The organism is Candidatus Nomurabacteria bacterium (assembly GCA_023898665.1).
Lineage (GTDB): Bacteria > Patescibacteriota > Saccharimonadia > Saccharimonadales > HK-STAS-PATE-42 > HK-STAS-PATE-42.
In genome coordinates this window covers 442,818-467,471 of sequence record CP060233.1, presented here as the reverse complement: position 1 = coordinate 467,471, position 24,654 = coordinate 442,818, and the positions used below count along the sequence as shown (strand labels likewise).

Annotated in this window: 28 protein-coding genes; 13 read left to right on the top strand and 15 right to left on the bottom strand. The window is 36.8% G+C overall.

Going from position 1 to position 24,654, the window contains the following annotated elements; translation table 11 throughout:
• Positions 1-39: 39 nt before the first annotated feature.
• From H6799_02620 to H6799_02605, 4 genes are all read left to right on the top strand, one after another.
• Entirely contained in the window at positions 40-423 is a 384-nt protein-coding gene (locus tag H6799_02620; GenBank protein USN97245.1) for a response regulator, read from the top strand.
• 105 nt (positions 424-528) lie between these two features.
• A complete protein-coding gene (locus H6799_02615) occupies positions 529-2,769 on the top strand; it encodes a UvrD-helicase domain-containing protein (protein ID USN97244.1) in 2,241 nt (746 codons plus the stop codon).
• A 10-nt stretch (positions 2,770-2,779) separates the two neighbouring features.
• Positions 2,780-3,064: a hypothetical protein gene (locus tag H6799_02610; protein ID USN97243.1), complete on the top strand. Its 285-nt coding sequence runs from the start codon at positions 2,780-2,782 to the stop codon at positions 3,062-3,064.
• Between the two features lie 129 nt (positions 3,065-3,193).
• Positions 3,194-3,337, top strand: a complete 144-nt coding sequence (locus tag H6799_02605; GenBank protein USN97242.1) for a hypothetical protein — start codon at positions 3,194-3,196, stop codon at positions 3,335-3,337.
• A gap of 1 nt (position 3,338) precedes the next feature.
• Here H6799_02605 and trmD read toward each other — a convergent pair whose 3' ends face one another.
• The 6 genes from trmD to H6799_02575 form a co-directional block, all read right to left on the bottom strand.
• Positions 3,339-3,989, bottom strand: a complete 651-nt coding sequence (trmD, locus tag H6799_02600) for a tRNA (guanosine(37)-N1)-methyltransferase TrmD (GenBank protein USN97241.1) — start codon at positions 3,987-3,989, stop codon at positions 3,339-3,341.
• A 3-nt stretch (positions 3,990-3,992) separates the two neighbouring features.
• Complete coding sequence (gene recR, locus H6799_02595) at positions 3,993-4,598, bottom strand: recombination protein RecR (GenBank protein USN97240.1); 606 nt, start codon at positions 4,596-4,598, stop codon at positions 3,993-3,995.
• Positions 4,599-4,656: 58 nt separating this feature from the next.
• A complete protein-coding gene (locus H6799_02590; protein USN97239.1) occupies positions 4,657-4,941 on the bottom strand; it encodes a YbaB/EbfC family nucleoid-associated protein in 285 nt (94 codons plus the stop codon).
• A gap of 61 nt (positions 4,942-5,002) precedes the next feature.
• On the bottom strand, positions 5,003-5,254 hold the full coding sequence (locus H6799_02585; protein ID USN97238.1) for a hypothetical protein: 252 nt from the start codon (positions 5,252-5,254) through the stop codon (positions 5,003-5,005).
• 37 nt (positions 5,255-5,291) lie between these two features.
• Positions 5,292-5,759, bottom strand: a complete 468-nt coding sequence (gene uppS, locus H6799_02580) for a di-trans,poly-cis-decaprenylcistransferase (protein ID USN97237.1) — start codon at positions 5,757-5,759, stop codon at positions 5,292-5,294.
• 25 nt (positions 5,760-5,784) lie between these two features.
• Positions 5,785-6,018, bottom strand: coding sequence for an undecaprenyl diphosphate synthase family protein (locus H6799_02575; GenBank protein ID USN97236.1), 234 nt, complete (start codon positions 6,016-6,018; stop codon positions 5,785-5,787).
• A 179-nt stretch (positions 6,019-6,197) separates the two neighbouring features.
• Here H6799_02575 and H6799_02570 point away from each other — a divergent pair, with 179 nt between their 5' ends.
• Complete coding sequence (locus tag H6799_02570) at positions 6,198-8,033, top strand: ABC transporter ATP-binding protein (GenBank protein USN97235.1); 1,836 nt, start codon at positions 6,198-6,200, stop codon at positions 8,031-8,033.
• On the opposite strand, the gene H6799_02565 is transcribed toward H6799_02570, so the two are convergent.
• Together H6799_02565 and H6799_02560 are read right to left on the bottom strand one after the other, a co-directional pair.
• Positions 8,030-9,331 carry an O-antigen ligase family protein gene (locus H6799_02565; protein USN97234.1) on the bottom strand — a complete coding sequence of 434 codons (1,302 nt, stop codon included), beginning with the start codon at positions 9,329-9,331 and terminating at the stop codon, positions 8,030-8,032. The two genes, H6799_02570 and H6799_02565, sit on opposite strands and share 4 nt — an antisense overlap.
• 25 nt (positions 9,332-9,356) lie before the next feature.
• A complete protein-coding gene (locus H6799_02560; GenBank protein USN97233.1) occupies positions 9,357-10,151 on the bottom strand; it encodes a hypothetical protein in 795 nt (264 codons plus the stop codon).
• A gap of 145 nt (positions 10,152-10,296) precedes the next feature.
• On the opposite strand from H6799_02560, the gene H6799_02555 reads away from it, so the two are divergent.
• The 3 genes from H6799_02555 (at position 10,297) to H6799_02545 (ending at position 13,135) form a co-directional block, all read left to right on the top strand.
• Positions 10,297-11,754, top strand: a complete 1,458-nt coding sequence (locus tag H6799_02555) for a sugar transferase (protein ID USN97232.1) — start codon at positions 10,297-10,299, stop codon at positions 11,752-11,754.
• A 363-nt stretch (positions 11,755-12,117) separates the two neighbouring features.
• Positions 12,118-12,276, top strand: coding sequence for a hypothetical protein (locus H6799_02550; GenBank protein ID USN97231.1), 159 nt, complete (start codon positions 12,118-12,120; stop codon positions 12,274-12,276).
• A 187-nt stretch (positions 12,277-12,463) separates the two neighbouring features.
• On the top strand, positions 12,464-13,135 hold the full coding sequence (locus H6799_02545; protein ID USN97230.1) for a glycosyltransferase: 672 nt from the start codon (positions 12,464-12,466) through the stop codon (positions 13,133-13,135).
• Positions 13,136-13,387: 252 nt separating this feature from the next.
• Here the strand turns inward: H6799_02545 and H6799_02540 are convergent, their stop codons facing one another.
• Complete coding sequence (locus H6799_02540; GenBank protein ID USN97229.1) at positions 13,388-13,891, bottom strand: hypothetical protein; 504 nt, start codon at positions 13,889-13,891, stop codon at positions 13,388-13,390.
• Positions 13,892-14,040: 149 nt separating this feature from the next.
• On the opposite strand from H6799_02540, the gene rpsP reads away from it, so the two are divergent.
• Both rpsP and H6799_02530 read left to right on the top strand, forming a co-directional pair.
• The gene (gene rpsP / locus H6799_02535) at positions 14,041-14,487 is read left to right on the top strand and encodes a 30S ribosomal protein S16 (protein USN97228.1); all 447 of its coding nucleotides are present in this window, start codon (positions 14,041-14,043) and stop codon (positions 14,485-14,487) included.
• Positions 14,488-14,551: 64 nt separating this feature from the next.
• Positions 14,552-14,986 carry a KH domain-containing protein gene (locus H6799_02530; GenBank protein USN97227.1) on the top strand — a complete coding sequence of 145 codons (435 nt, stop codon included), beginning with the start codon at positions 14,552-14,554 and terminating at the stop codon, positions 14,984-14,986.
• Positions 14,987-15,285: 299 nt separating this feature from the next.
• Here H6799_02530 and H6799_02525 read toward each other — a convergent pair whose 3' ends face one another.
• Positions 15,286-15,690 carry a 23S rRNA (pseudouridine(1915)-N(3))-methyltransferase RlmH gene (locus H6799_02525; GenBank protein ID USN97226.1) on the bottom strand — a complete coding sequence of 135 codons (405 nt, stop codon included), beginning with the start codon at positions 15,688-15,690 and terminating at the stop codon, positions 15,286-15,288.
• Positions 15,691-15,698: 8 nt separating this feature from the next.
• Complete coding sequence (locus H6799_02520) at positions 15,699-16,262, bottom strand: hypothetical protein (GenBank protein ID USN97225.1); 564 nt, start codon at positions 16,260-16,262, stop codon at positions 15,699-15,701.
• 64 nt (positions 16,263-16,326) lie between these two features.
• Between H6799_02520 and recG the strand changes: the two genes are divergently transcribed.
• Complete coding sequence (gene recG, locus H6799_02515) at positions 16,327-18,387, top strand: ATP-dependent DNA helicase RecG (protein USN97224.1); 2,061 nt, start codon at positions 16,327-16,329, stop codon at positions 18,385-18,387.
• Here the strand turns inward: recG and H6799_02510 are convergent.
• From H6799_02510 to uvrA, 3 genes are all read right to left on the bottom strand, one after another.
• Positions 18,384-18,893 carry a hypothetical protein gene (locus H6799_02510; GenBank protein USN97223.1) on the bottom strand — a complete coding sequence of 170 codons (510 nt, stop codon included), beginning with the start codon at positions 18,891-18,893 and terminating at the stop codon, positions 18,384-18,386. The genes recG and H6799_02510 overlap by 4 nt on opposite strands.
• Positions 18,894-18,962: 69 nt before the next feature.
• Positions 18,963-19,214: a hypothetical protein gene (locus H6799_02505; protein ID USN97222.1), complete on the bottom strand. Its 252-nt coding sequence runs from the start codon at positions 19,212-19,214 to the stop codon at positions 18,963-18,965.
• Between the two features lie 103 nt (positions 19,215-19,317).
• A complete protein-coding gene (gene uvrA / locus H6799_02500) occupies positions 19,318-22,122 on the bottom strand; it encodes an excinuclease ABC subunit UvrA (protein USN97221.1) in 2,805 nt (934 codons plus the stop codon).
• 84 nt (positions 22,123-22,206) lie between these two features.
• Here uvrA and H6799_02495 point away from each other — a divergent pair, with 84 nt between their 5' ends.
• Positions 22,207-22,611, top strand: a complete 405-nt coding sequence (locus H6799_02495) for a hypothetical protein (GenBank protein ID USN97220.1) — start codon at positions 22,207-22,209, stop codon at positions 22,609-22,611.
• On the opposite strand, the gene H6799_02490 is transcribed toward H6799_02495, so the two are convergent.
• A complete protein-coding gene (locus tag H6799_02490) occupies positions 22,608-23,183 on the bottom strand; it encodes a cob(I)yrinic acid a,c-diamide adenosyltransferase (protein USN97219.1) in 576 nt (191 codons plus the stop codon). The genes H6799_02495 and H6799_02490 overlap by 4 nt on opposite strands.
• Positions 23,184-23,297: 114 nt before the next feature.
• On the opposite strand from H6799_02490, the gene H6799_02485 reads away from it, so the two are divergent.
• Complete coding sequence (locus tag H6799_02485) at positions 23,298-24,647, top strand: hypothetical protein (protein ID USN97218.1); 1,350 nt, start codon at positions 23,298-23,300, stop codon at positions 24,645-24,647.
• Positions 24,648-24,654: the final 7 nt, after the last annotated feature.

Below are 24,654 nucleotides of genomic sequence, written 5' to 3'. Positions count from 1 at the left end.
AAGCTTATCTTTATAAATAAAAATTTAAGTTCAAGCAAAATGAAAAAGCCAGAAGATACAAAAGTAGCAATTATCGAAGATCAAGAAGAGATCGCGGAGATGTACAGATTTAAATTTGAATCTGAAGGATATCAGGTAGAGGTTGCAGAGAACGGTGCTGTCGGCTTTAAAATGGTCAAAGAATTTGGACCAGATATAGTTTTGATGGATCTTATGATGCCTGTACAAGATGGACCAGAGACCCTAGATCAGTTTAAATCTGCGGGCGTCAAAGTTCCAGTGGTTATATTAACTAACCTAGGTAAAGAAGAAGCAATGAAGAGAATTAGAACTCCAGACTTAATAGTAGACTTCTTAATCAAGGCTGATTGCACCCCAAAACAGGTAGTAGAAAAAATACAAGTCATCTTAGAGAAAGTCTAATACCACAAGCTTGAACTTAATTACCAGAAAAATATCCAGATTAATTGTCGGGATATTATCTGGTACAATTAATCATAATAAAAACAAATTCTCTACTGATATAAAATGACAGATTTTTTACAAGAGCTTAATGCGGCTCAGTATAAGGCAGCTACAGCTCTGGATGGACCAGTGCTGGTTCTTGCTGGAGCGGGTTCGGGTAAGACCAAAACATTAGTCTATAGGATAGCGCATTTGCTTAGATCTGGAATTTATCCATCACAAATACTTGCGGTTACTTTTACTAACAAAGCCGCCAAAGAGATGCGCGAGCGCGTGCAAAGTCTTCACTTGAGCTTAGACGGTGAAAAAAATACAGACTTCACCCTCCCATACTTAGGAACTTTTCATAGTATCTGTGTAAGAATCTTGCGCAGAGATGGCGAGCACATCGGAATCCCATCTAATTTTGTAATTTATGATGATGGTGATCGCATGCAGCTAATTAAACAGATCTTAAAAAATGATCTTAAAGTACAAGACATCAAGCAAGCTCGTCCAGTCTTAAGCTTAATATCTAAAATGAAGAACGATGGCTTAACTCAAGATGATTTAGACTTTAGCGCTAAAACTCCAACCGAAAGATTAACAGCAGAAGCTTGGCCAATCTATAAAAAAAGAATGGCCGATCTTGGAGCTCTAGATTTCGATGACTTAATCTTAAAGACCGCAGAGCTCTTTACTGACTCAGAAGAGGTCAGAGAAGCCTACAAATCGCGTTTTAAACACATTTTGGTTGATGAATACCAGGATACAAACCCAATCCAGTATAAGCTCCTTAAATGCCTAACAGATGAAAAGAGTAATATCTTTGTTGTTGGAGATGATTGGCAAAGTATTTACAGTTGGCGCGGCGCAGACTACCGGATAATTCTAAACTTTGAGCAAGACTTCCCAGGAGCACAAGTTATTAAGCTTGAGCAGAACTACCGCTCAACCCAGAATATTCTAGATGCCGCCCATAAAATCATCACTAAAAACTCATCCCGCTCTTCTAAAGAGCTATTTACGGATGAAGGCCCAGGCAAAGATGTCGAACTTCTGCAAGCTAGTTCCGAAAATCATGAAGCTGAAATAATCATCACCAAGATGCGTGACCTTATGGCGGATGAAGACCGTAAATGGAAGGATTTTGTAGTGTTATATCGCACAAATGCTCAGTCCCGTACTTTTGAGGAGGCATTTATGCGCACAGGAACACCTTACCAAATTGTAGGAGGCATCAGATTCTATGAACGTAAAGAAGTAAAAGATCTAATTAGTTACCTAAGATTAATCTATAACCCAAACGATTCAGTCTCTTTTGATAGAATCATCAACGTCCCGGCCAGAGGAATCGGCGCAAAATCACTTCTTGCAATACAGAACTTCGCAATTCAACAAGGCTCACTATCTCACGCTCTATGCTTAATTGATGAATGCCCTGGGTTAAGCTCTAAAGCTTTAAGTGCTACTAAAAACTTTTACTCTAAGATTGAAAAACTACGTGCTGATTTGCTTAAGTTTAGCGTTGCAGAGATCATCCAGACTGTAATTTCTCTTTTCAACCTTGATGAATTCTACAACGATAATACCCCACAAGGCATTGAGCGCTTGGAGAATTTAAGAGAACTTGCCTCTGTGGCCACATCCCAAGGTGCAAATGATCTCGGAGCATTCTTAGAAGACATCGCATTAGTTTCAGATCTGGATTCATTAAGCTCAACAGGCGATAGCGTCACTCTTATGACTATTCACGGCTCAAAAGGGCTGGAATTCCCTGTGGTCTTTATAGCCGGGTTAGAAGAGGGCGTGTTCCCGCACTCTAGATCTGCTACAAACCAAGAAGAACTTGAAGAAGAGCGAAGACTCGCGTATGTCGCTATGACGCGCGCTAGAGAGGCTCTATACCTCGTTTATGCCACAAGACGCATCATATACGGAAATCCCCAAAACAACCCACCCTCACGCTTTGTAACGGAACTTTTAGATGAACAAGTTATTAAAGTCGCTCCTGGTTTCTCTTTAACCCCAACAAGTATTTTATTTGGATCTTCCTCTACCTTGGGAGAGGGTCAGGGTTATGGAGCAAATAACATCTTTAAAGAAGCGGAAGCAGTAAACAACACACTTTCGGCATCTAATTTTGTTGATAAGCAAGAAGTAAAATCAGAGACGAATAATAGCTTAAAAGAAGGTTCAAAAGTTTCTCATCCAAAATTCGGTATTGGAACAGTAGTGGATATTAGTGAACCGATGGCCACAATAGTCTTTAGCTCAGGACCAAAACAGCTCCACCTTGAATATGCCCCGTTAAGTCTAGTATAATTGCCTCATTATGGCAAATTTAATAACGACCAGGAGAACTATCCTTGGCCAATTAAACGGGTTAAGTGGAAATAGATTCCACTACCCGTCTCCGTCTGGTTCTGAAACTGTTGCTGGTATTGGCGCTTTTGTGGAGGATGAAAAACGTGATTGCAGCAGTGAAGAATGTAGTTTAATGCCTTGGGTGCAGGTTAGTCTAAATGAGAGGACAGTCTCTCCAGGATTATTTTGTGCTCGAGGATGCGGGAGACTAACTGAAAGCGCAGTTAGACTAAGAGATATTCTAGAAAATTAGATTGCAAATACATATGAATGTCTGAGTACAAAAACGACATTTAATGGGATTGTTGTTAGTTCACATACCCGGGTTCTAACATCACAGAGACAAAAGTGTATTGATAGCTTTGGTGGTCTGTCGTGTAGCATGAGGGCCGAAGAAGAAGTTGAGCTTTCTAAACAAAAACCAACAACAACGGTAACATACATCTGTGACAACGCACAACGCAAAGAATGCGGGGACTTAATTGTAGAGGCAGCAGTTGAGCTTGAAAATAGAAAAAAAACTTAATCTAAGTTATATAATTTTCTTGACGCCATTTTTCAATCTCAGCATGATTCCCACCTTTTAATACTTCTGGGATACTCTCCCCTTCAAAAATCTCTGGTCTAGTATATTGCGGATGCTCAATTAAACTTAAATCTGTCTGAAAGCTTTCTTTTACTGCGGATTCCTCCCCACCCAAGACTCCATCAAGTAATCTTATAATGCTATCAGAAATTACCATTGCCGGTATTTCTCCACCTGTTAAAACATATCTACCAATAAAGAACTGTCTATCAACTAATTTAGTAATCCTTTCATCATAGCCCTCGTATCTTGAGCAAAATATAATCAAGTTCTCATTAAGTTCAGCCAAATTATTAGAATCATTTTGAGTAAACTCTACTCCTCTTGGGGTAGGTAGAATGACCATAGCATTATCTCCTACTAACTCTTTTGCTTTAGCAATTGCTTCTGCAATCGGCTCTGGTTTTAAGACCATGCCATCCCCTCCACCGTATGGAGTGTCATCAACCTGTTTACGAGGTCCAAGCCCAAAGTCTCTAAGATTTAAGTAGATAAACTCAACTGAGCCCATTTCTTGAGCTTTACGCATCATCCCAACATTGTTGTAAGCTTCAATAACTTCTGGGAATAGCGAGATATAACAAATTTTCATATACTAAAACTCTTTTCTACCATCAAAAGCGTGAGATAGAGTAATTTGATCTGCGTAAGCTAGGTCAACTCCAGTTGGTAGACCCCTAGCCAAACGAGTCATTTTAACTTTTTCTCCAGCTTCTTCTAGTATCTTTTGGATATAAAGTGCAGTACTTTCACCTTCAATATTTGCATTAGTAGCTAAGATTAATTCTTCAACTTCGTCATCTTTAACTCTTTGGATTAACTCTGCAATTTTAAGATCACTAGCATTAATACCGTCAATTGGGCTGATCGCACCACCTAAAACATGATAAGTCCCATTAAACTTAGAGGTCTTCTCAAGCGGAATAATGTCAAATGGTTGTTCAACAACCATAACTACTTTCTTATCTCTCCGATTATCAGAATATAGCTCACTAAGATCTTCATCCTCAGAAATGAGCGCAAAAGTTTTAGGGCAAAGCTTAACTCGCTCGTGTAAAGATGATATAGACTCTGTGAGATCCTTAAGCTTAGACTCAGGACGCTTGAATAAAGACCAGGCATATCTTTCAGCAGTTCTAGGTCCAACTCCTGGTAGCGAGCCAAGAGCCTCAATTAAGTCGTCAAGTGCTTTAGGTAACATAATTATTATTTCCCTCTCCCTTGGGAGAGGCTAGGTTAGGGGTTTTATTTAAGTTTACTTATAAACCTAAGCCTCCAAGTTGACCCATAATTGGTTTAAGTTTCTCTTGAGCAACCTCTTGGGCTTTTTGGATAGCCTCCCGCATGGTATCTTCTAAGTTTCTCTCTAAGGATCTAAAATCTCCATCAACTTTTTCTTCGCTAATCTGGATGCTCTTTAGTTTTTGCTCACCAGTCATTCTGATAGAAACCATTTCGTCTTGGCTGTTTACCTCAATAACTGTTTTAGTAAGCTCTTTTTGTATCTTTTTTGCCTGTAGGGCAAGTTTTGCTTGGTCTAACATAAATAATCAAAAATCTCCTTAATTTGTACTCTTAAGTTTAACAGTTTAAGCTTAGCTTTTTCTAGCCCAATAATCTTGCTCTACCTGGAGGATCTTCAGGTAACCCCCATCTGGTGGATGGAGTTCTTGTTATTGTAATGTCTGGCTCAGGATCTTGATCAACAGCACCAAGCTCTCTTCTCTTTGTTGCTGAAACAATTTTGTTGCCTACTTTTATAACAGCTCCTATTGGGACTTCTTTTCTTTCAGGAATTCCGTTTTCATCGGGTCTAATAACCTCTGCTTTACCTTGATGTATAACTTCTTTTGTCATACTTATAGTATATCAAAAGCTCAAGGTCAAGCTAAGCTTAAGCGGGTTGTTCATCTCCACCAAATCTACGACTTCTTTTGGCAAACTCTGCTAATGCTAAATCTAAGTCTTCGTTAGTAAAAGCTGGCCATTTTTTATCTGTAAAGATTAGCTCAGAGTAACTACATCTCCATAAGTTGAAACCGCTTAAGCGTTGCTCGCCACTTGTTCTGATCATTAAATCTACCGGACCAAGCTCCGGTGCATATAAATGCTTTTCAATTAGCTCAGGAGTAATATCCTCTGCTTTATACCCTTCAGAAATAATCTTTGCTGTAGCGTCGGCAAGCTCTTGGTGGCCCCCATAATTTAAGCAAAAAGCAAGAGTTCCTTTAATATTCTTCTCAGTCTTCCTAATTGCACCCTCAATCGCCTCAATAATATCAGGCTTTAGACCCACTTTAGTACCTAACCATAGAACTTTAATTCCTTTGCTATGAAGCTCCTTGATATCGCGTTTCATCATTCTGAGAAGTAACTTCATCAAATAATCAACCTCTCTTCTTTACTTCTGTTCCAGTTTTCAGTACTAAAAACATATGCAGATACATTTCTAATACCCTGCTAAAAGCATAATCTGCTAAGTTTTTTAGATTATCATAACCGGCCTTATGACCCTGCAGAGTACTGCTAAAACCGTTTTCTTTAGCCCATCTGCGGTTACCATCTAAGATTAATCCTACATGTCGGGGTATATTATATGCTATAATATGATCAGATTGCATTAAAGCTTAAATATAATATGATTTTGCCAATTTTAGTTAGTTAAAGTATATTACTCCATTTTGAGTAAAAACCCCAGAATACACTGGGACTATTAACTATTTAGTACTTAGTATTCTACCACAAGAACTAGCTATTCAGCTAAATAAAAACTAAACTTAATAAGCATAAACAATACATTATGAAAAAAATAATATCTAAATTAAAAAAAGAAAGAGAACTTGATTTAAAGACCTACTTCAAGATAGTGGGCCGAGTTGTTAAAACCAATTGGCAGATTGACAAATGGAACCTTATTGGTCGTTTGTTCTTCTCAACAATCGAGGTAGCTTCAACAGTTCTTGCAACCTATTACGGATCTCTTGTAGTAGGTGAAGTTGTAAAATCCGTCAGTGCTGGAGGTGCAACATCCAATCTCTACAGTTATGCGATTATTTCTGCCCTTTTTCTTTTAGTTGTGAATATAGCCGCAGGTTTGCAAAATCTTTTAGACCGGATTGTATTTATTAAATGGGACCAATGGTTCACCATTAGCTTTAATGAAGCTAAAGCAAATCTAGACACTGACTTTTTTGAAGATAGAGATAACCAAAAACTATTGAACAAAGTTAATAGAAAAGGGGGTTGGGCATTGGGAGATATAGGTGACCAATTTGTATATACGTACTACAACCTTCTAAAAATGGCGCTAATTGTTGGAGCGATCTTTTCTGCAGGCCCCTGGATGGCGCTAGTAATTGCACTCGCAAGCATCCCAAGAATGTATACAGAACTCAAGAGATCTAAGCTAGAGTGGGGGATCTGGGCAGTTAAGGGTGATGCATTCCATAGGCACCAAAAAACAGTAGGTCTATTTTATAATGAGAAGAACCTTATAGAGATAAAATTATATGGTTTAAAGAATAGACTATTACACGGAGTTGCTGCAAAAAATATTGAAGAATTTGGCAAAGCACAGGCTAAAGCCTCAAAGTCCACTTTAGGTATAGAATCTTTCTCACATCTAGTTTATGAAGGAACATTCCTGGGCTTAACAATTTATCTAATTTCAAAAACTGTATCAGGAATAATAAGCATCGCAAACTTTACATTCTACACAGGAATTCTTAATCAATTCAGCTCATCGATGCGAAATCTCTCCTCTATCATTTCTAGATCTGGTGAGTTAGTTCTTTACGCTAGAGACTTTTACGCAATTTATGATTCTAAGCCCCAAATTGAAACTAAATCAGATTCAGTTAAGCTTAATAAAGATAATATACCACTGATAGAGTTTAAAAACGTTTCATTTGCATATCGATCGAACCTAAAAGAAAAGATTCTTGATAACCTAAACTTAACCATTAATCCAGGTGAGCACATTGCACTTGTGGGTGAAAACGGAGCAGGGAAGACGACCATCATTAAGCTCCTACTTAGGCTTTATGATGTAACTGAAGGGGAGATCTTAGTCAATGGAGTAAATATCAAAGATGTAGATCTTGACAGCTACTGGCGTCAAATTGGAGTTCTATTCCAAGATTTCAATAGATACCCATTTGATATCCAAACTAATATAGAACTGGGTCGAGTCAATAAAAAGCCAACAAAACAAGAGCTTGATAGGGCTGTAGAACTCGCAGACCTCAAGCCAATTCTAAAGAAATTACCAAAAGGAATTAACACAATTTTAGATAATTCATTTGAAGAAGGGGTCGAGCCGAGTGGAGGTCAGTGGCAACGTGTAGCACTAGCCAGAGCATTCTACAGAAACTCTAACATCTTAATTCTTGATGAACCAACGGCGGCAGTTGATGCCAATGCTGAGTATGAGATCTTTAATAACATCTTTGCTCACTACGGTAATAAAACTGCACTAATCATCTCACATCGCTTCTCAACAGTAAAAAGAGCCCAAAGAATTGTAGTTTTAGAAAAAGGCAAAATCTTAGAACAAGGAACTCACAAAGAGTTAATGAAGAAGTCTAAGCTTTATGCTGAGATGTTTAACAAGCAAGCCGAAGGCTACCTAAATTAATCGTTATTAACTAAAGTCAGCAGCGCCATCCCAACCCATAAGTGTAATATTGCTAGCTGGCCAAAAGTAATACTCTGGATTGCAAATCCAATAAGATACAAAACTAATCCGATAGATATGGGTTTATTAAGCTTAGCTCCAAACACTAAACTTAAACCAAAAAAAGTTAGAATTGCTAAACCCACTAAACCAAATTGAACCCAAACATCTAAACCTACAAAATTACTTGTGGCATTAGAATCCTGTTTGGGATCCAAATTAGCACCATATTGCCCAGCGCCAACTCCAAATAAATCCGTTCTTAAATCTCGCTTTATTAAGTTTAAAGCCTCACTCCTTGCCTCGTCGCGCGAGTTTAAGGAGTTCTCATCTTTTGCATCTTTTTCATTTCCCCATGGCCTGATTGATTTTAGATGTCCTGTAATAGTCCCAATTCCTTTAGAATAGTTATTGTCCTCATCAATACCTTTTTTGCCAAGTAAACTCACTGCTCCAATAAAAACTAAGATGATAACTAAAGCCGCCGCACATAATCTAGTAATTATATCCACATTAAACAGCTTCTTAAGCTCTGAGAAATTATAAAAGAATGCGACCAGACCCATTACTGCGCTTGCGACAATTGCTCCTCGGGCTAAGCTTAATAAAATTGATAAGTAAATTAAAGAGGTAAACCCAAGCCTAAAATAAAAACTTTTAAACAAATCATTCTTTCTGTCAGCTAAGCTCAATCCAAGAGGCAACAGTAAAAACAAACTAAAATAAAGTGGCTCTAACAAAACAGAGTGCATCCTTGGCAAACCAAGTCGGATTGCATCATATTGCTCTCTAATTCCAGTTAGGTCAGCAGGCAAACCAACCAAATCACCAAACCATTGGAAGAATCCAAAACCGATTACAACTAAAGTAGAGGCAAAAATAGTGTTTAAGATTAATTGTAAATTCTTTTTAGAACTTAAGCTTAAGCTATAAAATATTGCAACAACAAAACCTAAGTTCAAGTTAGCCTTTAACCAAGCAGGGCTATCCTGAGCCCATAAAATTGAAAGTAAAGAATACACAAGAAGTAGAGCAGGCAGAATCAATAACTTCTTTTCAAGCAATTTATTAGAATTAAGCTTTATATCTTTTAAGTTAATAAAAATTAATGCAGTACCTAGAAATAAACTTAACTTTAAGGTTATCCCACCAACATCTAAACTTGGGATTCTTTCAAAAGGAATACTAAAAACAAAAAGAACTAGAATCTTCTCTCGAAGTTCTAGCTCCTTAAACTTATATAAATATCTCTTAAGCATCTAAGCTTAAGTTTAGCAGAATTGGCTAGGCTGATAATTTTGTTGGTGTATTATCTACTCTACTTCCGATTTCTCTTCTTAAGGCTCTAGGCATGTTTCCAGGAGCATCTCTGTATACTACTGTGGTCACATTACCATCTTTTAAAATTGGCCAAGCGGATAGATCAACAACTTTAAAACCTTTCTGCATTGCATCATCATAGCTGACATGGGGTAAAAATGTAGCAGAGCTATCTGTTCTTGGGTCACCAGAGTAAACGCCATCTATACCAGATCCTTTAAGCAAAGCTGTTGGTTTATCAGGTGCTACCAGATCTCTAGCAAAAAGGGCAGCACCAAAGTCGGTGGAGACATGTCCTCTACCAATACCTCCGCCTGCTACTAATATATCCTGAGGCACATTGCGGTCTATTATCTTTTCTAGAGCCCTTAATTCTGTTTCATGAATAAGATTTACAATAGCTAAAGCTATGGCAGCTTTTCTAGCTGAATCTTTTTCACTCTTTACATGTTGCTCTAAAACATACTGTGGAACACCTGTAAATCCTAGCGCTCTTTCGCCAAGTGCATCCATTAATGTTGAGGCGTTTAATACGGAAGCAACCATCCCATCCTCGTCTGCTTTAAGTCTCTCTATACCGTATGGAGTGACATCCCTACCTCTATTGCCGGCACCACCACCGACACACACTACGAGAGGACCTAGTAATTCATTCTTTAACTCAATTAGCTCTTGTGCTAGTCTTGCGGGTTCTGATGGATCTCCTAAAACAAATGTATCACCAGTAATTTTTGCTACAGCAGAGTAGAACTCACTCATATATTTCTTCTTTAATCTAAGCTTAATATAACACTAATGTAGTCAAAAAGCAATATCATAAGCGGTTTAAAAATGGTACAATCAAGAACATGAAGTGTTCGCATTTCCGGACTTGATCCGGGAGCAAAGTGCAGTAAATAGGCATATGCGCCAAAAATTCCAACTTTTATATAACCTAAGTTTAATCTTGAGTGATGCTCTAGCAATTCTAGCTGCTTTTACAGTGGCGTATATCTTAAGGGTACAAATCGATCCAAGGCCAATAGTTACACCAATTTCAGCAAAAAGCTATGCATTAATTTACGTTTCAATATTACCTTTTTGGTTAGGTCTAATGGCGCTCATAGGCCTTTATAAAAGAAGTTTTTACCACAAACTCCTTAAAGAATTTGCAGGCTTAATCCTTACGTCCGCAATAGGTATAATGGCTTTAATAACACTAGATTTCGCCCTTGATCGCCCAATATTCCCAGCTCGCCTAGTTCCGGTATATGCCTTTGGCTTAAGCTTAAGTTTGTTGTGGCTAGGAAGATTAATATTAAGATTTATCAAGTTTATTGCTGCAAAATCAGGTAAAGGCTTAACTAGGGTCTTAATAATAGGTAATGGTGACATCGCTCCAAAAATTTATGAAAATTTAACCAGCAAAAAAAACAATGAGTATAGGCTTGAAGGAATTTGGATGCCTGAATTAAGACACGGCCAAATAAGAGAATTTACGCCAGACAAAAAATATTTAATAAAAAACTTTAATAATGCATTAGGTAGAATATCTGGTCGCCACGTAGATTTAATTGTACAAACCGAAGTCCTAGATGATGAAAAAAATTACCTACTAACATCAGCAGTAGAATCCGCCCATGCTCGCTATAAACTGATTCCTTCAAACTCATCTTTATACGGAGTCAAGACTACTACAGACCTCTTCTTTGGAGTGCCAAGCCTTGATGTCCATATAACCCCACTTGTTGGCTGGAACACAGTTTTAAAGCGCTTATTTGATATGTTCTTAAGCCTAGCCCTCCTCATAATTACGTTCCTCCCAGTGCTTTTCTTAGCACTATTAGTTAAGCTTAGCGATTTTAGAGGTCCAGTATTTTATAAACATGCTAGAGTAACTCGTTTTGGTAAATCTTTCTATATCTACAAATTTAGGAGTATGTATTGGAAGTACTGTACGGGAGGTAAAAAGACAAATGAACAGGTATTTAAAGAGATGGGCAGAGAAGACTTACTCCACGAATGGGAAACAACCCAAAAACTTAAAGATGACCCAAGGATAACTCCGCTCGGTAAGTTCCTTAGAAGAACTAGTTTGGATGAGCTCCCACAACTCATAAATGTCCTGCAAGGCAAATTAAGCTTAATAGGTCCACGCGCCATAACTAAGGAGGAGCTAACTAGATACAAAACCTCTCGAGATAAGTTCTTGAGCGTAAAGCCTGGCATTACAGGTTTGTGGCAAGTATCAGGACGCAGCAACTTAAGTTATGAGGATAGAGTAAAACTTGACGTTTACTACATTCAGAACTGGAGTATTTGGCTAGACATAAAAATTCTATTTAAAACAATTGGCGTAGTTTTAAAAAGATCTGGCGAGTAATACGGGATAATTATTAACTTTTATAGGCTTAGCAACAACAACTTCACACTCAGAACTTCTAATATGTCACTCTGGAGTTACTAAAACTGATATAAGGATAAAAGCTGAAAATGGTGACTGGGTCTGGGTTAAACATGACGAAAATGAATCACCTGCTAGACATACTATAAAAAATACCTAAGAGAAAGTCTTGATTCTGCTATAGCTCATGGACAATAAATAGTTTGCTAAACTTAAACTATATGCAAACAAAAAAAGAACCTAAAATTGCTCTAGTTCATGACTGGCTAACCAACATGAGAGGAGGTGAAAGAGTTCTCCTTGCTGAAAGAGGCTTTTCCTCAAGCAGATATCTATACGTCTGTGTTTGAACAAGATAAACTCCCAGAATTTGATAAATACAAAAAACAGATTAAAACTACTTGGCTCCAAAAATTACCAAAAAAGCTTAGGAACTTTCATCAACTATTCCCAGTGATTAGAGTTTTTGCATTTAGATCACTGAACTTAAAAAAAATATGACATAATAATTTCTGACACCAGCTCGGATGCCAAACAGGTCAGAGGAGGAGAAGACACAAGGCACATTTGCTACTGTTTTACCCCAACTAGATACTACTGGTCACATTATAAAGACTATAAAAAAGACCCCGGCTTCGGAAAATTAAATATTCTAATCAAACCAATAATTCCGCCATTTGTATGGATAATGAAAAAGTTTGATTATTTAGGTGCACAAAAAGTTACTGAATTCATAGCTATATCAAAAAAAGTCCAACAAAGAATAGAAAAATACTACAAAAGAGAGTCGACTGTCATTTATCCGCCAACAGATACACACTTGATTAAATTAAATCCTGAAACTAAAAATAGAGCAGGCTACGTTGTATTTGGGGCTCAAGTAGCATATAAACGTGCAGATTTAGCTATTAAAGCCTGTATTAAGCTTAATTTAGAGCTTACCCTTATTGGTAACGGATCTGAGCATTCAAAACTTCAAGAATTAGCCGCAGGACATGAAAAAATTAAATTTAGAACAGACGTTGATGATACAGAAAAAAATGAGCTGTTAGGAACATTTAAAGCCATGATCTTCCCGCAAGAAGAAGATTATGGAATATCTGCTATTGAATGTATGGCTGCAGGAACTCCAGTTATTGCGCTAAAAAAAGGAGGAGCAAGAGATTACATCTCATCAGAGTCAGGGGTCTTCTTTAAAGAACAATCTGCGGAAGCTCTTGTGGCCGCATTAGAACGATTTGAAGCAGGAGAATTTAAGTTTAAACCAGAACGAGTCAGAGCTCAAGCCCAGAAGTTTAGTAAAGAAGAATTTATCAAACAAATTCAAGATTTTATATCAAATACACCAAGAGATAATTAGAAACCTCTGTAGCGACTAAAGACCGTCCTAGTGTCAATCTTTTTATACACATGAGACTATTTGAATCCCGTTATCTCATGATACGAAGCTCATTAATCCAAGTATAGTCATTTTCATGAGGAATAATACATCCAGTAAAGCCTAAGTCTAAAAAAATCCGGCTCAAATGTTTCTTAAAAAAGCTCAAGTATGGGATCTTATAATAATTCTATTTTTCACTAAATTTCTAATTGGGTCTACTCATACAAAAATTTAGCTATTTCTAGGAGACCACGAATCACCATCGTTTACCCAGTGAGCGTATGTATCAAAAAATACTTGGGCTAGTTTACCTAGATATTCTGCTGCACCTGAGTTTGTGGGTGGAAATTCAATTTCAGTAACTATCTTGGTTTTTTCTATTTTTATTCCTTTTCCTAACCCATCCTCTACATTGATCTCATTTTGGGTGACGCCCTCTTGTTCAACAATCATTCCATTCGCATGCCAGCCTATCTCAAATCTCACAATTTTTTCGAGTCCACTTTCTAATTGTTCTTTAGCCCCTAAAAGAATGATCCCATTAGGTACTGTACTATTATCGCCCTCTGGTCTTTTATATGTTACAGGTGAATATGTAAGATTAAATATTTTTTCATATTCCTCACCGAACATTGAAGCTACTAATTCATATATAGAATGTTTTTCGTTATTATTCCCAATATAAAAAGATCCACCTAGTACAGCTCCTAAAGATAAATAATCTATTTCTCTCATACTTCTACATCCTCTGGATAGATTTTAACACACTTTACGGGGAGGGGGTGTGTAATGTATAATCAACATTAATCCTCATCCTGCAATAATGGTTTCTCATAAAAGCCATGGGATATAGAAACAAGTAAATTTAAGCACATCAATAATTAATGTTAGTAATTAGACTGCAAAGAAGAGGCCGTAAAGGCTTAGCTCAATACAGAATAGTAGTTCAGGATAAAAGAACTCACCCAACAAAAGAAAAAGTAGTAGCTCGATTAGGCAACTATAATCCACATACAAAAGAATTAGTGATAGATAAAGATCTAGCACAAAAATTTGTAGATAATGGTGCTCAGCCATCAGAAAGAGTTGCTCAGTTGTTAAAAAAAGAAAAAGTTAAACTACCAAAATGGGTTGCTGATGCAACTAAAAAAGAAGGTAAAACTCGTAACGTTGAAAAATTAAGAAAAAATCAACAAAAAGAGGAGATTTCCGATGAAGCTCCTACAGAGTCAAAAGAAACACCTGAAGTGAGTGAAGAATCAAGTGAAGCAACAGCTCAAGATGCTCCAGAATCTAATCAAGATACAGAAGAGACTTCCACAGAAGCCTAAAAATAGGCTAAACTAAACTCTAGAGTAAACCTTAAAGAGTCCCAAAAAGACAGCAAGAGACCATATGAGTGAAATTACAATCGACCAACAATTTGTAGAATACATAGCAAAAAGCTTAGTAGATAATGAGGCTGACGTTAAAGTAGAGCGCGTAGTGGATGAGAGAGGAGTATTATTAACCCTTTACGTAAATCCAGCAGACTTAGGCAGAGTTATTGGCAAACGAGGAGCCATTGCCGAAAGTATAAGAACACTTTTAAGATCATTAGGGATTAAAAATAGTGCTCACTATAACTTAAAAATTGCTGATACAGATGGAGGCTCAAACTCAACAAGAGAAGAAGTCCAAGAACAAGATTATAGTCAGTATGCCTCCAGAAGAACAAAAATAGTGGAAAACTCTCAGTCAGAGGATCAGGCTTTAACAGAGGAAGAACCAACAAAAGAGTCTGATTTTGTCAAAAATACTCGTCAAGAACTTGCAGACTTAGAAGATTAATTAGTATAGTATTTATTGGATCTTACTTTTAGAATTTATCACTAATAAGTTCTTAGAGAAGGAGTATTATCCGGTAAGCCTATTTAGCTTATTTAATTTAATAAAAAGTGAGCTTTATGTGGCGGAAAACCACCTCTAGAAACTAAACTAGAGAGTAAATTTAAATCTGGGTTTTTACAATTAGTTAAAGTTCGCGCTCCAAACTAAAAATTATAAAAACATAGTGACCAGTTTTAAATGCTCTTTGCGAGAACTCTTTAGCCACTAGTAGCCTCTAGAGGTTTTTCTGCGCCTTAAATTCATTGATGATGATATGGGGAGTTACTAATTATCTCTATAGTTCTATATATCTGCTCAGTAAGCATTAATCCAAATAACCTATGAGGAAATACTTGATCAGAAAAACTCCAAATTAAGTTAGCTTTTTCTTTAATTTCATCATTTAAACCATATGCATCACCTACTATAAAAACTACTCTTTTAAAGTTGCCTGAGCTAATGACCTGCTCAAACTTTTTTGCAAAACTTAAATTATCAAACTTCTCACCATATTGATCCAAGACTACTAGATAATCAGTGTTCTTAACTACTTTTTTATAATCAGATTGTAAAAGACTAAACTTAACACGTTTATTAATCCGCTTAGCATACTCATCTAACTCATTAGAGCTAAGATTTGAATCAGATATAACGACAATTTCCATCAATAAAATTACTCTGTAAGTGAATCTATAGCTTGCATACACCTATCTTCATCTGTGACATAAGCAGCTAAAATTAAAGTAAAATCTTCTCCAGATTTGACATCGTCACCATAAACTGTCTTCACAGTACTTTGATGCATTTCATCAGCTAACCTCATATTGCATGGATCACTCTCTCTAAGCCCATAAACTGTATAGTTAAATGCAAGTAAAGATCTCGCAATAACATAAGGACTTTTACCCTCAAAATCATCACAGAATTCTTTTCTTAGATGCATTACATTAGATTCAACTCCAGGAATCTTTAGTGTCCAACCCCTATTCGAGCCAATCACTTTATCCTCTATCCAAGATATTCCACAATCAACCACTACTTCCTCATCAGTGCCTAAAGCCTCTTGATTAATCTTTTCGAGGGTATTGGCTATTTCTAGCTCTTGCTCATTCATATCTTCACTTTGTTTATTAAAGTCAAAATACTGAGAGGCGCTAAATGTAGCAGTTGCTAGGACGGCCATAACAGCAGCAATAATTGGAGCTTTACTTCTTTTTTTATTTAGTTTTTCATTCATTTATATGATTATATAACATGAAATAAATAAAGTCAATTGTTATTAAGCTGTTATACTTTAATTAATGAGTAAAAAAAAGTTAAGTATAAGCTCTAGATTGGATGAGCTAAATGGGGTAGGTCCAGCTAAATATAAACAACTACAAGATGTTGACCTAAATACTATTGCGGACCTACTGGACTATTGGCCAAGACGCTACGTAGATTACTCAAATATAGGCTATATAAAAAAAATTAAACCCGGTTTAGTGACCTTAAAAGTATCAATAATAAATATCAAGGGTCGTTGGGCTAGAGGTCGTGCAATGCATCTCACAGAAGCAGTTGTAGAAGATGATAAAGGTGATAGAATGCCTGTAGTTTGGTTCAATCAGCCATATAGATTAAATAGTTTTAAAACTGATGAGAAGTATTATATATCAGGAGATTTTAAAGTTAGCTCGGGTAGGTTAAACTTAACTAATCCTTCTGTAGAGCCAGTAAAATCAGACAAGAACCAATCAAATACAGCAAGAATAATCCCAGTTTACCCTGAAAAAAGTAATCTAAGCTCAAGCTTAATAAGAAGTTTATTGATACAGATTGAGCAAGTAGCAAAAGAAATAAAAGAAGTATTACCGCAAGAGATATTAGATGAGTATAAATTAATCCCAAAAAATGAGGCTTTGTGGCAACTCCATATGCCACAATCTATGGAGTCTCTCAATCTTGCAAAAAAACGATTAGCTTTTGAAGAGGTTTTGACTCTCCAACTAGCTGTTCAAAAAAACAAAGAGTTTATCCAAAAACTTACATCTCCAAAAATTAAGTTCAATCTAGAAGACACAAAAGAACTTGTAAAGTCACTTAAGTTTAAACTTACAGATGAACAAAGAGCTGCAGCCTGGCAAATTCTAAAGGATCTAGAAAAAGACGAGCCAATGAATAGAATGCTAATGGGTGATGTAGGCTCCGGAAAAACCGTCATAGCCGCAATAGCATCACTGCAGGCAATTAAAGCAGGGAAACAAGTGACAGTTTTAGCACCTACAGAAGTCCTTGCCACTCAACACGCAAAAAGCTTTACTACTTTACTTTCTAACTTTAACCAAAAAGTTGACCTACTAGTTGGCTCACTTAAACCAAAACAAAAAACCGAACTTTTAAATAAAATTGAAGATGGCTCAACCAAGTTTATAGTAGGAACTCATGCTTTAATTCAACAAAAGGTTAAGTTTAAGGATCTTTCCTTCGTTATTGTAGATGAACAACATAGGTTTGGTGTTAACCAGCGTAAAGAACTCCAAAAAAGAGTAGGGGAAGGCAAATTTCCTCATTTACTGACAATGACGGCAACACCAATCCCCCGTTCATTAGCTCTTATGCTTTATGGAGAACTGGAGCAGAGTATGATTAGAACTAAACCACTAGGCAGAATAGAAATACAAACAGAACTAATTCCGGGTGCCTCTAAACAAAAAGTTTGGGACAAACTAAAAGAAGAACTAAGTTTAAACCATGCCGCAATCTTCGTCTGCCCAAACATTACAGATACTGAGAACTCTGCAAGAGTATCAACAGCTAAAGTTTATGAAGAACTCTCAAGAAAAGCTTGGATAAAAAAACATGGTTTAGGTCTTCTTCACGGAAAACTAAAGTCAGATGATAAAGACCAAATAATGTTAGATTTTGCATCGGGTAAAATTAATACTTTAGTCTCTACAACTGTAATAGAGGTCGGTATAGATATCCCAAGAGCCACCTTAATAGTTATTGAAGGAGCGGAATATTTTGGTCTTGCTCAACTACATCAGCTTAGAGGTAGAGTAGGAAGGTCAAATCTGCCAAGTTATTGCTATTTAGTGCCAGCTAAAAACGATGGCATACCTGCTAGGCTTAGATATTTTACAGATAATTCAGATGGCTTTAAGTTAGCACAATACGACCTCGAGATGCGGGGTCCTGGCCAGGTATACGGTAAGCTACAATCAGGAGCCCTAGACTTAAGGTTAATTGACATAAACGACACAAAATTAATTAACCAAGCAAGAGAAGCGGCCATCAGTATTGTAAAAGACAAGTTAGCCCTGAGTACCGAGCTCAGAGCTAACATTGCTAAACACCAAGATTTAGAATACTTAAACTAGCAACTCGCTAAAAACTCATCAACTACTTCATCAGTATCTCTAAGCATTTCATCGATAGAAGCTACTCCTCTTACATTGATAGAATCGCCTCTTGTCCCTATTGAAGTATCTAATGGATCATTTATAATTAATGCAGAATTAGTCCGCGACTCAGTAGTTACTACATGTCTAAAACTTAAGTTACCATCTGAATCCTTACCGTCAATTATTACACTAGATGAATCTTCATCACGCTCAACCTTTAACGAACGAAGTTCAGAGAATTCTTCGTCATAGTCTGGCTTCATAACCACTAATACATTATCATTTCCACTAACACGACAATATGACCCACTGAAATCTGTTTCAGTAACTCTCTCAAATGCATTATTAGTAAATTCATTTGCTAACTCAGTAGTCCTGTGCGCTTCTCCAGACTCCGTTGAGAGAGAGCAGGCGCTAATACCTAACGTAGCACAGACTGATATGGCTAATGGTGCAACCTTTTTCTTAAAAAACTCATTCATATATAAAAGATCATATCATAGTTAGTAATAATTGTCAATACAAGCCACGGCTTTATTATTACTTGCAATTTAAAATGGCAGACCAAATCTATATTGAGAATATGTAATTAAAGTAGTAGAAATAGCAGCAGTAACTAACAATCTTTTTCTAAGGTCATCTTTAGCTTTCTGTCGTTCTTCTACTTTGTGATTAAGTGTCTCAACACTGGGCTTAACAAGGTCTTTAGATGTAAGCTCAACCAATCTATCAAAAGAGCTTTTAATTACCTCTTCATCATCTCCACTGGCTCTTTCTCCCTCAAATCTTCTCTCATCAGTCATAAATAAGATTATACTATACATATGTTCTATAAGTCAATAGCAAATATTATAGAAATTTACGTTTAGGTCACATATATTTTTCTAAATTACCTAAAAAATATAGCTAAAGATTTTTTTGTAAATACCATCCAGTATAGCTACCTTTTACTTTAGATACGTCATTCGGTGTTCCTTCCGCAACAACAAGGCCACCTTTTTGGCCGCCTTCTGGACCCATATCAATAATATGATCAGCAGATTTAATTACATCTAAGTTGTGCTCGATAATAACCATGCTATTTCCAGAATCTACCAAAGTATTTAAAACCTCTAATAACTTTTTAACATCGTGCATGTGCAATCCTGTTGTCGGTTCATCTAAAACGTATAAAGTCTTACCTGTTGGGCGCTTGCTTAGCTCAGTTGCAAGCTTAACCCTTTGAGCCTCGCCTCCACTCAAAGTAGTCGCACTTTGGCCTAAAGTTATATATCCTAAACCTACATCGTTAAGCATACTTAAGCGTTTGTTTATCGCAGGCTGAGATTTAAAGAACTCAACAGCGTCCTCAACTGTCATCTCTAAAACATCAGCAATACTTTTACCATTAAACTTTACCTCCAAGACTTCAGCTTTATAGCGTTTACCATGACACACTTCGCAAGGTACATAAACATCAGGTAAAAAGTGCATTTCTATCTTAATAACCCCGTCACCTTGGCAAGTCTCACAACGCCCACCGGCTACATTAAAACTGAATCTACCAGCTTTATATCCTCTTACTTTTGCTTCTGGAAGAGCAGTAAACAGATCTCTAAGAGGGCCAAATAATCCAGTATAAGTTGCAGGGTTGCTCCTTGGAGTCCTACCAATAGGTGATTGATCAATAATAACAATTTTATCTAAGTTCTCAATTCCATCAATTCGTTCATGTCTACCACTTGGCTCTTGAGCTCTTAGCAGCTGAGCGTGTAATTCTTTAGCAAGAATATCATTAATAAGTGTAGATTTTCCAGAGCCAGAAACTCCAGAAACAACGACCATCTTTCCAAGAGGGATCTTAACACTGACATCCTTTAAGTTATTTTCTTTAGCACCAATGATCTCTAAGCTTAAACCATTGCCTTTTCGTATTTTTTTATTTGCCTCTATTTTTTCGCGCCCTGCGAGATATGCTCCAGTTATACTATCCTTATTCTTTGCCACTTCTTTCGGAGTTCCCGCAGCTACTATTTCTCCACCATGCACACCAGCTTTAGGACCCACATCCACCAAGTAGTCTGCCTCCATAATAGTTTCTTCATCGTGTTCTACAACAATTACTGTATTACCTAACTCCTTAAGATGCTTCAAAGTAGCAAGTAATTTTGTATTATCTCTTTGATGCAAGCCAATGCTTGGCTCATCTAAAACATATAAAACTCCCTCTAGGCCAGAACCAATCTGCGTAGCAAGCCTGATTCTTTGGGCTTCACCTCCACTTAAAGTTGCAGCAGAACGGGCCAAGTTTAAGTAACTTAAACCTACGTTATTTAAAAAACTTAACCTAGATTTAATCTCTTTTAAAACTAGACGTCCAATCGCTTGTTCTTTATCACTAAACTTAATCTTGTCAAAAACATCAACTGCAAACTCAATATCCATTTCACAAATATCCATAATAGAATATTTATCAATCTTTACAGCAAGAACCTCAGGCTTAAGTCTTTTACCATGGCAAGTGTTACAAGGTTGTTCACGCATATATTTTTCGAGCTCTCGACGCATATTCTCTGAGTCTGTCTCTTGCCACCTGCGTCTAATATTCTTAGCAACCCCTTCAAACTTAACTTCGTAGCTCCCGCGTCCAAAACTTACTTTGACTTTTCTATCACTGCCTTCTAAGATCACTTTCTTCTCGTCTTCAGTTAGTTCACCGACCGGCTTTCTGGCATCAATTCCATGAGCCTCACATGTCGCTAGAATCTGCTTCATTGTCCAAGCATCAGCTCCCATTCTCTGTAAAGGTCGAATCGCACCTTCTGTAATACTAAGTCTTGGATTTGGCATCAGTAATTCTGGGTCAACCTCAAGCCTATTGCCAAGCCCAGTACACTCAGGGCAGGCTCCTTGTGGTGAGTTAAAAGAAAAAACTCGAGGCTCCAACTCCTTTAGTCCAGCTTCCGGGTGATCCAGGCAAGCAAAAGCCTTAGAAAAACTGTGTACCTCATCTGTATCAGAATCCAAAACACTTACTAAAGAAGATGTTAAGTTTAATGCGGCTTCCACGCTTTGGCTAATTCTATTTCTGTTTTCTTCGTTAATAATCAATCTATCTACTACAACTTCAATGGTGTGCTTCTTCTGCTTTTCTAAAAGAGGGAACTCGTCGAGTGCATAAACAACCCCATCAACTCTTACCCTTGCAAAACCTTTTTTTAAAAACTCTTCAGGAATATGTTGAAACTCTCCTTTTTTAGCAAGAACAACAGGAGCCAACACTAAAGCTTTCATGCCCATTTTCAATTTGAGTATTTCATTAACAATATCTTGCTGAGTTAACTGAGTAATCTCTTTACCGCATACTGGGCAGTGCGGAACCCCAATTCTTGCATAAAGCAACCTTAAATAATCATAAATTTCAGTAACTGTAGCCACGGTAGATCTTGGATTTCTACTCGTAGTTTTTTGATCAATACTAATTGCCGGCGATAATCCAGTAATGTTATCAACGTCTGGCTTTTCGACCATACCCAAAAACTGTCGGGCATAAGAACTTAGGCTCTCAACGTAACGTCGCTGACCTTCGGCAAAGATAGTATCAAAAGCTAAAGAACTCTTCCCACTACCACTTAAGCCAGTAATAACAACTAACTTGTTCTTAGGTATAGTAATATCGATATTTTTTAAGTTATTTTCCCGAGCACCCTTAACAACAATCTCTTCACTCATATCATTCACATTATGCTCCTAAATTTTTTCTTGAGGTATATATTAACTTGCATTAAGATAGAATTAATGTTACAATATAAATATATGAAAAACTTAAATAAAAAAAATAAGTATATAGCTGGACCAGTTCTTTTAGTTGTATCACTTTTAGGTGCAGCATGTACGCAAACAACTGAAGTTAATGGACATACACTCATAGAGAAAGAAGATGGAGTGTTAGAGGGTAAAAATAATGTTTTTTATAGACCAGACGGTACTGCATACCGCACGAGGGTTAATCGTGCAACACTAGAGGTTTCTATTTTTGAATATGTATGTAGTCAAGAAGATAAAGTACGAACAGAGAAAGATGCTCAGCAAGATATGAAGACTGACGACAAATTAAAAATTGAGGTATTTAATTTGAACCTGCCCAATAGAAATAGAGGAGCTTGCGGCTACGATAAAGAGTTTATTGAGCCAGGGGCCTTAGAACCAAAGGAAGACTAATCAATAACAATTGATCCAATATCCCTGTATTTAAACTTATCATCAAAATAATGCTTACGCTTAGTCATCTCTGTAGCAATATCTGTGTATTTTAAATATTCACTCGGAAAATTACGTCCGGTTAAGCACAATGAGCAATTTTTAGATCTTGATTGGATTAGACTTAATAAATCTTTCTTATTTAACAATCCATCGTTAACCGCATTATTAATTTCATCACAAATAACTAAATCAAATTCATCGCTTCTGGCAAATTCTAATGCCTTTTTATATGTATCTATGGCTGCATATTTATGCTCATCCTCAGATACATTTTTAGCACTTAAATCACCCGCGTTATAAAAACCCTTGCCACCTTTAATAAACTTAAGTTTAGATTTATAGACTTTTTCTAGTTCAGTAATAGCCTTGTGCTCAGAAACCTCCCAGTACTTAATAAACTGTACATAGGCAACTCTCATATCAGCTCCGAGAGCCCTTAACATCAAACCCAGAGAGGCAGAAGTCTTACCTTTACTATCCCCAGTGTAAACAATCACTACAGAATCTTTAGTTTTATAATCCTCAAACATACTAAACTTAATTATTACATAATTTTCTATATTGCTTAATTATAGCTTGATAACTGTTAAACAAGTATTATAAACTTAAGCTTAATAAATGACATTAAATTGGATTAAATAAATATGGACCCTTTAGCCAATAAACCAGCACAACCAAACCCACAACAACCTCCAATAATTCCTCCTAATCCAAACCCAGTTTCTCCCCAACCACAAGCTCAACAAAATAACAGTAACCAACCCGTAGCAACTGGTAGACCTGAACCAGTCGCACAGAATATAGCCCCCACTCCAGAGCGCCCTGTAGAAGCATGGCCTCCAGCAGGGAGTCCAGCCGCAGAAGAACTTGCAAACCCAAGCCCACCAGCTCCAGTTAACATTTCAGAACATACTCCTGAAATTGCCCAAAGCATTGGTAATGAGGTTACGGATGCAGTTGATATGGGTCAATCTACACTTGCTCAAACAGAGCCCTCTAAAACATCGGCATCTGGTAAAATGGATGGATTTGTCAGCCCTGTTGCAAAAGAGATAAAAGAAGTAGTTGGCACTAACCAATCTCCAAGTACAAACACTGAAAATCAAATGTCAGACCAGCAAGCAGATAGACTTTTTCAAGAAGAACCTGCCACAAAAAAAAGAAACAGACACGCTAAATTAAAAAAAATATTAATATATTTAGCTATTTTTATAGTATTATCATTAATTGCATTGGGAGTATATATATTCTTTTTTGGAAACAAGGCTGCCCAAAGCTATAAAAATGCTTATTTAAATTCAGGATTTAACGAGGCACTATCTCAAATTCAATCAGCGTTGAGTGAGCAACCCATTAATAGCGCAGAACTAACATCCGGTTTCAATAAATTAAAAGTAGCTCAGGGTAACTCCAGTAGTCTTGGTACAGTATTCTTAGGAGATATAAACCCAAATTATAAAAAGGCAAAACAAGCAAATAAATCCACCTTAGACTTAAAAGAAAAGATTAAAGCTTATCAAGAAAAGTATTCAGACTATCCTGAATACATAGCGGTCTTATCGACTTCATTTGATGTAGTAGCGAAACTAGATGAACTAGCGCAGACAGATCTAACAACAATTGCCGCAGAAAAATTAAATACCGACCTTAATACATTACTTACAGAATGCAATTCTTCTATAAAGTTATTAAAAGAAGTAGAAAAGCCAGGAGATTTAAGTCAAAGTTCTGATGATTTAAGTAAGGCTTTAACTACAATATGTACTGAATCAATGGACTCATTAGAAGATGGGATAATTGTACTTTTAACTGGAAAAACAGGAGTTTTATCAGCTGAAGATCAAGAAAAAGCAAAATTATACCTAGAGTCATTTGGTAACACATCAGTCAATATCCAAGAAAACTACAAAGTTAATGTAGCAAGTCTATATTCTTTCCAGCAGGACGCTCTAGAGCAAGCCAAATCGTTACTTCTAGAATCACAAGCCTTATAACCAGTTA

Excerpts from the sequence above, each read along its gene's own strand:
- H6799_02620 (USN97245.1), top strand. The coding sequence starts at position 40 with ATGAAAAAGCCAGAAGATACAAAAGTAGCAATTATCGAAGATCAAGAA.
- H6799_02615 (USN97244.1), top strand. The coding sequence starts at position 529 with ATGACAGATTTTTTACAAGAGCTTAATGCGGCTCAGTATAAGGCAGCT.
- H6799_02610 (USN97243.1), top strand. The coding sequence starts at position 2,780 with ATGGCAAATTTAATAACGACCAGGAGAACTATCCTTGGCCAATTAAAC.
- H6799_02605 (USN97242.1), top strand. The coding sequence starts at position 3,194 with ATGAGGGCCGAAGAAGAAGTTGAGCTTTCTAAACAAAAACCAACAACA.
- trmD (USN97241.1), bottom strand. The coding sequence starts at position 3,989 with ATGAAAATTTGTTATATCTCGCTATTCCCAGAAGTTATTGAAGCTTAC.
- recR (USN97240.1), bottom strand. The coding sequence starts at position 4,598 with ATGTTACCTAAAGCACTTGACGACTTAATTGAGGCTCTTGGCTCGCTA.
- H6799_02590 (USN97239.1), bottom strand. The coding sequence starts at position 4,941 with ATGTTAGACCAAGCAAAACTTGCCCTACAGGCAAAAAAGATACAAAAA.
- H6799_02585 (USN97238.1), bottom strand. The coding sequence starts at position 5,254 with ATGACAAAAGAAGTTATACATCAAGGTAAAGCAGAGGTTATTAGACCC.
- uppS (USN97237.1), bottom strand. The coding sequence starts at position 5,759 with ATGATGAAACGCGATATCAAGGAGCTTCATAGCAAAGGAATTAAAGTT.
- H6799_02575 (USN97236.1), bottom strand. The coding sequence starts at position 6,018 with ATGCAATCTGATCATATTATAGCATATAATATACCCCGACATGTAGGA.
- H6799_02570 (USN97235.1), top strand. The coding sequence starts at position 6,198 with ATGAAAAAAATAATATCTAAATTAAAAAAAGAAAGAGAACTTGATTTA.
- H6799_02565 (USN97234.1), bottom strand. The coding sequence starts at position 9,331 with ATGCTTAAGAGATATTTATATAAGTTTAAGGAGCTAGAACTTCGAGAG.
- H6799_02560 (USN97233.1), bottom strand. The coding sequence starts at position 10,151 with ATGAGTGAGTTCTACTCTGCTGTAGCAAAAATTACTGGTGATACATTT.
- H6799_02555 (USN97232.1), top strand. The coding sequence starts at position 10,297 with ATGCGCCAAAAATTCCAACTTTTATATAACCTAAGTTTAATCTTGAGT.
- H6799_02545 (USN97230.1), top strand. The coding sequence starts at position 12,464 with ATGAAAAAGTTTGATTATTTAGGTGCACAAAAAGTTACTGAATTCATA.
- H6799_02540 (USN97229.1), bottom strand. The coding sequence starts at position 13,891 with ATGAGAGAAATAGATTATTTATCTTTAGGAGCTGTACTAGGTGGATCT.
- rpsP (USN97228.1), top strand. The coding sequence starts at position 14,041 with ATGTTAGTAATTAGACTGCAAAGAAGAGGCCGTAAAGGCTTAGCTCAA.
- H6799_02530 (USN97227.1), top strand. The coding sequence starts at position 14,552 with ATGAGTGAAATTACAATCGACCAACAATTTGTAGAATACATAGCAAAA.
- H6799_02525 (USN97226.1), bottom strand. The coding sequence starts at position 15,690 with ATGGAAATTGTCGTTATATCTGATTCAAATCTTAGCTCTAATGAGTTA.
- H6799_02520 (USN97225.1), bottom strand. The coding sequence starts at position 16,262 with ATGAATGAAAAACTAAATAAAAAAAGAAGTAAAGCTCCAATTATTGCT.
- recG (USN97224.1), top strand. The coding sequence starts at position 16,327 with ATGAGTAAAAAAAAGTTAAGTATAAGCTCTAGATTGGATGAGCTAAAT.
- H6799_02510 (USN97223.1), bottom strand. The coding sequence starts at position 18,893 with ATGAATGAGTTTTTTAAGAAAAAGGTTGCACCATTAGCCATATCAGTC.
- H6799_02505 (USN97222.1), bottom strand. The coding sequence starts at position 19,214 with ATGACTGATGAGAGAAGATTTGAGGGAGAAAGAGCCAGTGGAGATGAT.
- uvrA (USN97221.1), bottom strand. The coding sequence starts at position 22,122 with ATGAGTGAAGAGATTGTTGTTAAGGGTGCTCGGGAAAATAACTTAAAA.
- H6799_02495 (USN97220.1), top strand. The coding sequence starts at position 22,207 with ATGAAAAACTTAAATAAAAAAAATAAGTATATAGCTGGACCAGTTCTT.
- H6799_02490 (USN97219.1), bottom strand. The coding sequence starts at position 23,183 with ATGTTTGAGGATTATAAAACTAAAGATTCTGTAGTGATTGTTTACACT.
- H6799_02485 (USN97218.1), top strand. The coding sequence starts at position 23,298 with ATGGACCCTTTAGCCAATAAACCAGCACAACCAAACCCACAACAACCT.